The sequence below is a fragment of the Pseudomonas sp. HMSC08G10 genome (assembly GCF_001808425.1).
Lineage (GTDB): Bacteria > Pseudomonadota > Gammaproteobacteria > Pseudomonadales > Pseudomonadaceae > Aquipseudomonas > Aquipseudomonas guariconensis.
Genome location: NZ_KV793303.1, coordinates 84,935 through 93,989, shown reverse-complemented (window position 1 = coordinate 93,989; position 9,055 = coordinate 84,935). Strand labels below are relative to the sequence as shown.

General features: G+C 66.2%; 8 protein-coding genes and 1 pseudogene. All 9 read right to left on the bottom strand.

Annotated elements, in window-relative coordinates; all coding sequences use genetic code 11:
* Positions 1-656: pseudogene (locus tag HMPREF3173_RS24930) on the bottom strand (amino acid permease); the annotation flags it as partial.
* Positions 657-873: 217 nt separating this feature from the next.
* Positions 874-2,238 (bottom strand): PepSY-associated TM helix domain-containing protein, encoded by a 1,365-nt coding sequence (locus HMPREF3173_RS09925; RefSeq protein WP_070572753.1) that lies wholly within the window; start codon positions 2,236-2,238, stop codon positions 874-876.
* Between the two features lie 55 nt (positions 2,239-2,293).
* Positions 2,294-4,345, bottom strand: a complete 2,052-nt coding sequence (locus HMPREF3173_RS09920; protein ID WP_070572751.1) for a TonB-dependent copper receptor — start codon at positions 4,343-4,345, stop codon at positions 2,294-2,296.
* Between the two features lie 66 nt (positions 4,346-4,411).
* Positions 4,412-4,843, bottom strand: coding sequence for a DUF2946 domain-containing protein (locus HMPREF3173_RS09915; RefSeq protein WP_070572750.1), 432 nt, complete (start codon positions 4,841-4,843; stop codon positions 4,412-4,414).
* Positions 4,844-4,862: 19 nt separating this feature from the next.
* Positions 4,863-5,345, bottom strand: a complete 483-nt coding sequence (locus HMPREF3173_RS09910) for a copper chaperone PCu(A)C (protein WP_070572748.1) — start codon at positions 5,343-5,345, stop codon at positions 4,863-4,865.
* A gap of 46 nt (positions 5,346-5,391) precedes the next feature.
* Positions 5,392-5,781, bottom strand: a complete 390-nt coding sequence (locus HMPREF3173_RS09905) for a DUF2946 domain-containing protein (RefSeq protein WP_070572746.1) — start codon at positions 5,779-5,781, stop codon at positions 5,392-5,394.
* Between the two features lie 228 nt (positions 5,782-6,009).
* On the bottom strand, positions 6,010-6,729 hold the full coding sequence (locus HMPREF3173_RS09900; RefSeq protein ID WP_070572742.1) for a cobalt-precorrin-6A reductase: 720 nt from the start codon (positions 6,727-6,729) through the stop codon (positions 6,010-6,012).
* Positions 6,726-7,820 (bottom strand): cobalt-precorrin-5B (C(1))-methyltransferase, encoded by a 1,095-nt coding sequence (locus tag HMPREF3173_RS09895; protein ID WP_070572739.1) that lies wholly within the window; start codon positions 7,818-7,820, stop codon positions 6,726-6,728. The genes HMPREF3173_RS09900 and HMPREF3173_RS09895 overlap by 4 nt, the downstream gene beginning before the upstream one ends.
* Positions 7,813-9,024: a precorrin-6y C5,15-methyltransferase (decarboxylating) subunit CbiE gene (gene cbiE, locus HMPREF3173_RS09890; RefSeq protein ID WP_070572737.1), complete on the bottom strand. Its 1,212-nt coding sequence runs from the start codon at positions 9,022-9,024 to the stop codon at positions 7,813-7,815. Before cbiE ends, HMPREF3173_RS09895 begins: the two co-directional genes overlap by 8 nt.
* Positions 9,025-9,055 lie beyond the last annotated feature (31 nt).

Genomic DNA, 9,055 nt, shown 5'->3' with positions numbered 1-9,055 from the left:
GCGAACACGGCGATCTGGAAGCCGGCGAAGAAGCCCATCAGGCCATGGGGGAACATCCCGCCGTCGTTCCACAGGTTGGCCAGTTGCGCGGTACGCCCAGCCGGCGATTCGAAGCCGGTGACGACCATATACAGGCCGGTGGCGACCAGGCCGACAATGGCCACGATCTTGATCATGGCGAACCAGAATTCGACCTCGCCGAACATCTTCACTGTGATCAGGTTCAGTGACAGCAGCACAGCTACGCAGATTAGCGCGGGTATCCACTGGGGTAGGTCGGGGAACCAGAACTGCGAGTAGGCGGCGATGGCGATCACATCGGCGATGCCGGTGATCACCCAGCAGAACCAGTAGGTCCAGCCGGTGAAGTAGCCCGCCCACGGGCCGAGCAGGTCGGCGGAGAAGTCGATGAACGACTTGTAGTTGAGGTTCGACAGCAGCAATTCGCCCATGGCACGCATGACGAAGAACAGCATGAAGCCGATGATCATGTAGACGAAGATGATCGACGGCCCGGCCAGGCTGATGGTCTTGCCCGAGCCCATGAACAGGCCCGTGCCGATGGCGCCACCGATGGCGATCAACTGGATGTGGCGGTTGGTCAGGTTGCGTTGCAGATGTGAATCGTCTGCGGAGGTTGATGAGGTCCGGGTCATGGGCTGCATTCCGTTGTGGGTCAGTCTTCTTGTGCAGAGCCAAGTAGGCTAACACGCGCATTCCAGTCCTGGGGCGCGGCAGATCGCCTCGATTTTTGTGTCGCAGTGGGGTGCCTGTGCCGCCCCTTTTCGCGGGTAAACCCGCGCGCACAGAGGATCACTGAAATCTGTCGAAGCGGGTTTACCCGCGAAAGAGGCGGCACAGACAACGCAGTCTTCAAGCCCCGGCCAGGATCCGTCGGCGCACCACCAGGCTGTCGACCACCCACATCACCACCATCGAGGCGCCCACCAGCGGGAAGGCCACGCCCAGCACCAGCATGACCACGGTGGCGGTTTTCCAGCGGGGCAAGTCATGGCGCAGTGGCGGAACACCCAGCCCGCCTGCTGGCCGGCGCTTCCACCACATCACCAGCCCGCTCACCGAACCCAGCAGGATCATCAGGCACACCACCAGGATGATCGCCTGGTTCAGCGGGCCGAACATCTTGCCTTCATGCAGCATCACGCCCAGCTCGGTAGCACGGGCGACCGGGCTGTAGTCCTGCCAGCGCACGTCGGCCAGTACCTGGCCGGTGTACTGGTCCACATGCAAGGTGGCGTCGTTGCGCGGGTCATCAGCGAACACTGCGACGGTGAACACACCGCTTGCCGAGCTCGGTAGGGTGATGCTGTAGCCGGGCTCGACCTGGCGCGTGGTGGCCAGGTCCTCGACCTGCTGCAGGTTCACCTGCGGCGCCGCCGGTGCGTTGGACAGGTCGTGGTGGGCGCTATGTTCGGCATGGGCGCCGGAGACTGGCATCGGCGTGTTCTCCAGCGCCCAGGGCACGGTCTGGCGGTGGGCGTTGTTCAGCGCGCCGGCCCGTTGATCGGATTTGGGCACATCGTTCCACATGGCCGCCGGGAAGCGGTTCCACAGATCGGCATACTGCTTGCCCCACAGGCCGGTCCAGGTCATGCCGCTGAGCAGCATCAGCAACAACAGCAGCGAGCCCCAGAAGCCGCTGACTGCGTGCAGGTCGCGCCAGAACACCCGGCCACGGGCGGACAGGCGCGGCCACAGCACACCTGCGCTGCTGCGCCCACGTGGCCACCACAGGTACAGGCCGGACACCACCAGCACGATGCCCCAGCCGGCGGCCAGTTCCACCAGACGATCGCCCACGGTGCCGACCATCAATTCACCGTGCAGGGCCCGGGCCACGGCTTGCAGGTTGTCCTTGGCGTCCTGCTCGCCCAGCACCTTGGCGCTGTAGGGGTCGATGAACACGTTCAGCTCGCGCCCACCGTCGTGCACCACGAACTGGGCGCTACGCTCGGCATTGACCGGCGGCAGGTACTGGCCCACGTGGCCCTGTGGATAAGCCAGGCGCACCTGGGCCAGGAGGGTATCGGCGTCCTGGCGCTGGTGGCCGGCCTCGACCACCATCAGGTCGCGGTACAGCACTGGGTCGAGCTGTGGCTTGAACAGGTAGATGATCCCGGTGATCGCCAGCAGGATCATGAAAGGCGCGACGAACAGCCCGGCATAGAAATGCCAGCGCCACGCCAGGTTGTAGAAGGAAATGCGTTGTCCGCTCATGGAAACCTCCAGATGACCCGGTTTGGGCGCGGTGACTGCCGCGCCCTGTTTGTTGTTAGAAGCTGATGTCGACCTTGGTCCAGAAGGTCCTGCCTGGCTCGTTCACCGGCTGTGGGTCCGTGGCCGGATAGCCGAACCCGGCATTGCCGGCCAGGTTCAGGTGCTCGGCGTAGGTTTTGTCGAACAGGTTGTCGACGCCTGCGCTGAGCTTGAGGTTGCGGCTGACCTTGTAGGCGCCGTTGAGCGAGAACACCCCAAAACCTGCGCTTTTCTCGTAGTCCTTGCCGACCACGTTGCCCTGGTTCTCGGCGATGCGATTTTGCTCCGCGACCAGGCGCCACAAGGCCCCAACGCTCCACAGATCACGGCTGTAGGTCAGCCCCAGACGGCTTTCCAGCGGCGGCATCTGCGGCAGGGCCTTGTCGTCGCTGCTGTTCTTGCCCCAGGCGTAGGCCAAGGTGGCGTCGGCCTTCCAGTTCTCGGTCAGCCTGTAGGCCGCGCCAAGCTCGCCGCCCATGATGCGGGCGTCGATGTTCTGGGCTTGGGAGCTCATGCCTCGGTAGTCGAACAGGATGTAGTCGCGGATCTGCCCGACATAGCCGGAGGCCCAGGCTTCCAGGCGCACGTCCTGGTACTGGATGCCGAAATCCACCTGGGTGGTTTTTTCCGGCTCGATGCCATCGAAGGCATTGGCCGCGCCGGCTGGCGCCCGCTTGGGCGAGAACAGCTCCCAATAGTCGGGGAAGCGCTGGGCATGACCCAGGCCGACATACGTGGTTGCCGGAATCACCGCCAGGTCGTGCTCGTAGCGCACGAAGCCGCTGGGCAGGGTATCGGCGCGGGTATCGCCCTCGGTGGGGCTGCCTTGGCGAAAATCGCGGGCCGAGGCGCGGTCGAGGCGGGCGCCGGTGACCAGGCGGTCGTTTCCAGTGGCGTACCAGGTCAGCTCGCTGAACACGCCATAGTTGTGGAAGTCGGCGTCCTTGGTCCACGGCTGGCCTTTGTGTGCGTCGATGCCCATGCCACCGCGTTTGCGATGTTCGTTGGTCTGCGCATCGAGGCCGCTGACCAGTTGTACATCGGCCCAGCGCCAGGTGGCCTTGACGCGAGCGCCAAGGGTGCGGCGATCGACGTTGCTGACCATGGGCATGCCCATCATGCCGCTGCCGGAAGGCGTGCGCAGGCTGTAGTTGTCCATCACATGGTCGGCGTAGTTGTAGTAGACCTGTGCCTCGACCTTGTCGAGCACCTCGCCGAGGTTGGATTTTTCGAAGCGCAGGCCCAGGCTCTCGCGCTTGAACTGCGAGCCGTCCATGCCGCGTCCGGCATAGCGGGCTTCGCCGTCACCCTTGCCTGCGGTGAGCTCCAGCAGGGTATCGGCGTCCGGCGTCCAGCCCAGGGCTACATCGCCGTTCCATTTGTCCCAGCGCGATGGCACGGTATCGCCGTGACCGTCGTCGTAGTCATCCGAGCGCGACTGGTTGCCGACAAAGCGGGCATAGCCCTGGCTGTTGCCGGCAGCGGCATCGAGCACCTTGTCGAAGCGGCCGTTGGAGCCTCCCAGCAGGCTGGCATTGACCCGGCTGCCGAGTGCCCCGAAGGACTCGGGTTCACGGTCGAAGAGGATGGTGCCGGCGGAACCGCCAGGGCCCCAGATGACGCTTTGCGGGCCCTTGATCACGGTGAGGCGGTCGTAGGTTTCCGGCGAGATGTACGAGGTGGGCGCATCCATGCGGTTGGGGCAGGCGCCCAGCATCACGCCGCCGTTGGTGAGGATATTCAGGCGCGAGCCGAACATCCCACGCAGCACCGGATCGCCGTTGGTACCGCCGGAGCGGATCGCCGAAAAGCCGGGAATGGTCTTCAGATAGTCGGCGCCATCGCTGGCCGGCACCGGCTGGCGTGGGTCCTTGGGATTGGTGACCACGGTCAGCGGCGAGCTGGGGGCAATGGCGGTGATGACCGTCGGGCTCAGCTCGGCCATCTCGTGCGCATGGCCGTCATGGCCGGTTTCGGCGGCCAGGGCCAGGGGCGCGAGCACAGAGCCGCAGAGCACGGCGATCGTTCCCCGCAGGGAAAGAGCAAAAACAGGGGTACAGCCAGACATAGTGATTCCAGTCGATCAGTCAGGAAGGAGCGCGAAGCCTCCAGGCTTCGTGCGATAGCGTTGTGTTCAAGCGCTGATCGAGGCGGGTGGCGCGCGGCTGCGCGCGCCAGGGAAGACGGCCTGCCGGGCGTGGCCCTGGTGGGGCGGTGCGGGGAGTAGGGCGGGGGGAAGTACGACGCCGGCACTGAGCGGGCTGAGGGCCTGGGGCAGGGCCGGGCAGTTGAACAGCAGCGTGCAGTAGCCGCATTTTTCCCAGACCACATGCAACTGGCCGTCGTTGTGGCCATGGTGGTCGGCGCCGTGGTCATGCCCGGCCGCCATGGGCATGTCCATCGGCATGGACATGTTCATGCCGGCGTGGTGATCCATCGGCATCGACTGGGAAACCAGTGGGCCGATGAAGATCATCCACATGGCGAACAGGCTCAGCCAGCCACCACCCAGGCGCCTGCGATCAGGGCGGGTTAAGCGGGTGAACCGGTCGCGCGGCAGGCTCATGGCGAGCGTCTGTCAGCGGTCAGTGCGTATGGGCCTGGCCTTGCTGGTCGGCGGGCGGCTGCTTTTGCACGGCCACCTCGACGGTGATGTCGCCGGCCTTCTCGAAGTGCAGGGTCAGCGGGAAGCGCTTGCCGTCGATGAGCAGGCTGCGGTCCTTAGGCTGCATCAACATCACGTGATAGGCGCTGGGGGCGAAGGTCAGGTTTTGACCGGCCGGGACGGCCACGCTGGAGACCTGCTGCATTTTCATCAGGCCGTCTGCGGTCTTGGCGTGCTCGTGCAACTGGGCGTCGTCGGTGATGGGGCTGTCGACCGAAAGCAGGCGGTCGTTCTGCTGGCCGTTGTTATGGACAACGAAGTAGGCCGCGACGTTGGGGGCATTGGGCGGCAGCTCCAACGACCAGGGATGGGCGATGTGCAGGTCGCCGACGGTGTATTCGTGGGCGTTGGCGAAAGCGCCGGGCAGCAACAGGGCGGCCAGGACGAGGGCTTGCTTGAGCATGGTGAGTCTCCGATCTGTTCAGGTGCGGGCAGACAGCGTGGTCAACTCAGACGATCGGAGAGGCTCGGGGATTGAGCGCCGGCCATAGCTGGCGCGGTGTGGGGGTGTAGGCGGCAGGTGGCGCCAGATGGCTGCCGAGCAGCAATGGCGGGTTGTGCAACTGCCGCGGGTAGCCGGGCAGTGCCAGCAGTGGCGCGGCGCCTGAGCAGCACCAGCAGTTCATCAGGCTGGCGGTGTCATCGCTTTGCGGCCCCAGGTCGATCTTGGCCAACGCCTGGACATCGACCTTGCCTTTGTTCGCCATGCTCGAACAGAAAGCCCCCCACAGCAGCTGCTCGGCCGGACCTTTGGGCGCGGCGGAAGACAGCGGCATGGCCAGCAGGTTGAACAGCACTGCAAGGCAGGCTATCCAGGCAATGTGCCGACGTGGGGGCATGGGAGAGATCCGGTCAGGAATCAGGTGGCTATTGTAAGGGCGAGTATAGGTAAAAGTGCCGGGGTGCGGTGAAGTGCCGCAGGGGCAGCCTCCTGGAGACGGTACTGCGTGTCGCGTGGCAGAGCCCACCCCGACAAGGGGCACCGCCAAACCTGTGTGAGAGGGATTACCAGCACGGACGTCAGGCCGCGCTTTCACGTGCCATGCTGGGACCCGATTTTCATTGGACTAAGGCCTGATCGCAGCCATCAGATCAGCCACCTGATCGAAGACGCGATCCACTGCCGGCAACACCGGGCGCTTGAGTACCAGCACCGGTATGCCCCGTTCCCTGGCCACCTCCAGCTTGGGCTCGGTGGCTGCGCTGCCGCTGTTCTTGCTCACCAGCACATCGATCCGGCGCCGTTCGAACAGGGCGCGTTCGTCCACCAGGTTGAACGGTCCACGGGCGCCGATCACTTCGCAGCGCTCGTTGCCGGGGCAGGTTTCGAGGGCGCGTAGGGTCCAGAACTGGTGCGCGGGGATCTCATCGAGGTGTTGCAGGGGCTCGCGCCCCAGGGTGAACAGAGGGCGTTCGAAGGGGGTCAGGGCTTCGATCAGTCCGGCCCAATCAGCGACTTCGCGCCAGTCATCACCAGGCTGCGCCTGCCAGGCCGGGCGGCGCAGAGCCCAGCAGGGGATGCCCGCGTAGCGTGCGGCCTGGGCTGCGTTGTGGCTGATTTGCGCGGCGTAGGGGTGGGTCGCGTCGATCAACAGGCTGATCTGCGCCTCGCGCAGATAGACCGCCAGGCCGTCGGCGCCGCCATAACCGCCGACGCGCACCTGGCACGTCAGATCCTGCGGGATGCGGCCGATGCCGGCCAGGCTATAGATGTGCTCGGGCCCCAGTTGGCGGGCGATGGCCAAGGCTTCGGTGATGCCGCCGAGCAGCAGGATGCGCGGGCTCATTGCGCACCCGCCTTGCCGACGATGCCGCCTTGGCGGTCGATGGCGAACACCTCGACTTGCACCTGCGCGGGCACCACGCTGCGCGCGAAGGCCAGGGCGTGGGCGCACACCGCATCGCCGAGCGGGACGCCGGCCGCGTGGGCCAAGGCCAGGGCCTGCTGACTGGTGTTGGCCGCGATGATCGCTGCCTGTAGGGGGGCGTCGGCGCCGATGTCCGCCGCCCAGGCCGCCAACTGCGGCAGGTCGATGCTCGAGCTGCGGCTGTGCAGGTCCATGTGCCCGGCGGCCAGCTTGCTGATCTTGCCGAAGCCGCCGCACAGGGTCAGGCGGGGGACCGGGACCTTGCGCAAATGCTTGAGCACCGCGCCGACGAAGTCGCCCATCTCGATCAGGGCGATTTCCGGCAGGCCATAGACTTGGCGCATGGTGTCTTCGCTGGCATTGCCAGTACAGGCGGCGATGTGGGTATAGCCGTTGGTGTGGGCGACGTCGATGCCTTGTTGGATCGAGGCGATGTAGGCCGAGCAGGAGAAAGGCCGGACGATGCCGCTGGTGCCGAGAATCGACAACCCCCCGAGGATGCCCAGGCGTGGGTTCATGGTCTTGAGGGCGAGCTGTTCGCCGTCGCGCACGTTGACCGTCACTTCGAAGCCACCGCCATGGCCGCAGGCGTCGGCGAGCTGTTGCAGGTGCTCGCTGATCATCCGCCGTGGCACCGGGTTGATGGCAGGCTCGCCCACCGCCAGCACCAGGCCGGGACGGGTGACGGTGCCGACGCCCTGACCGGCGACGAAGCGCACGCCCGGCTGCTCGAGCAGCCGCACTTGGGTGTAGAGCAGTGCGCCGTGGGTCACGTCTGGATCGTCGCCGGCATCCTTGATCGTGCCGGCCTCGGCGCCGTTGTCGGTGCGGCGGCAGAACGCCAGGCGCAGGGTCACCTGCTTGCCCTTGGGCAGCGTGATACGCACGGCATCGTCGCATTCGCCGGTGAGCAGCAGGCGAGCCGCCGCCAGGCTGGTGGCGGTGGCGCAGCTGCCGGTGGTGAGGCCGCTGCGCAGGGGAGCGGCTTTTTCGCGGGTTTCTTCACGCATCGAGGGGCTTCACCACGTCGAGCAGGGTGATCGGCAGGGCCTGGCGCCAGGTATCGAACTTGCCCAACGGCTGGGCATGGGCCACGTGGATGCGGGTCAGTTCGCCGCCATGGGCTTCGCGGAAATTGGCCAGCGCCAGCTCGCTTTGCAGGGTCACGGCGTTGGCGACCAGGCGCCCGCCGGGGCGCAGGCGCTCCCAGCAAAAGGGCAGCATGCCCTCGCGGGTCACGCCGCCGCCGATGAAGATCGCATCGGGCCGCTCGAGATCGGCCAGGGCCTGGGGCGCTTTGCCACGGACCAGTTGCAGGCCCGGTACGCCCAGGGCGTCGCGGTTGTATTCGATATGGCCTTGGCGGCCTTCATCGGCCTCGATGGCCAGCGTGCGGCAGCTGGGATGGGCGCGCATCCACTCGATGCCGATCGAGCCACAGCCGGCACCGACATCCCACAGCAGCTCGCCCGGTTGTGGCGCGAGGCGTGCGAGGGTGATGGCGCGCACATCGCGCTTGGTCAGCTGGCCGTCGTGACGAAAGGCGCTGTCGGGCAAACCGGTGACAGGCGATAGTCGTGGGGTGTCGATGGCGGCCTGGCAGTCGATGGCGATCACGTTGAGGTCGGCTGTACGCGCATGGGGCCAATCCTCGGCGGTGCCGCGCAGATGGCGCTCCTCGGCGCCGCCCAGATGCTCCAGTACATGCAGGCGGCTCGGGCCGAAGCCGCGCTCGCACAGTTGTCGGGCGACGGCTGCCGGGCTTTGGCCATCATTGCTCAATACCAAAAGGCGCATGCCGCTGTAGAGATGCGCGTTGAGCGCGGCCAGGGGGCGGGCGACGACCGACACCACCTGCACCTCCTGCCGCGGCCAACCCAGGCGCGCGGCGGCCAGCGCGCAGGAGGACGGCATCGACAGCACATGAAGCTCTTCGGCCGGTACCTGGCGGGCAAGGCTTGCGCCCACGCCATAGAACATCGGATCGCCGCTGGCCAATACACACACGGGCTCGCCGCGCAGAGCCAGGACCGGCGCCAGTGAGAAGGGGCTTGGCCAGTGCGAGCGTTCGCCGACCACGCAGCGTGGCAACAGGGCCAATTGGCGCGGACTGCCGAAGATCCGCGAAGCGCTCAGCAGCGCACGCCGGGCTTGCTTGCCCAGGCCGCTGAAACCGTCTTCGCCGATGCCCACTACTGTCAGCCAGGGAGTCATGTGTCTCGTTCCGCCATCTTTGGGGCCGCTT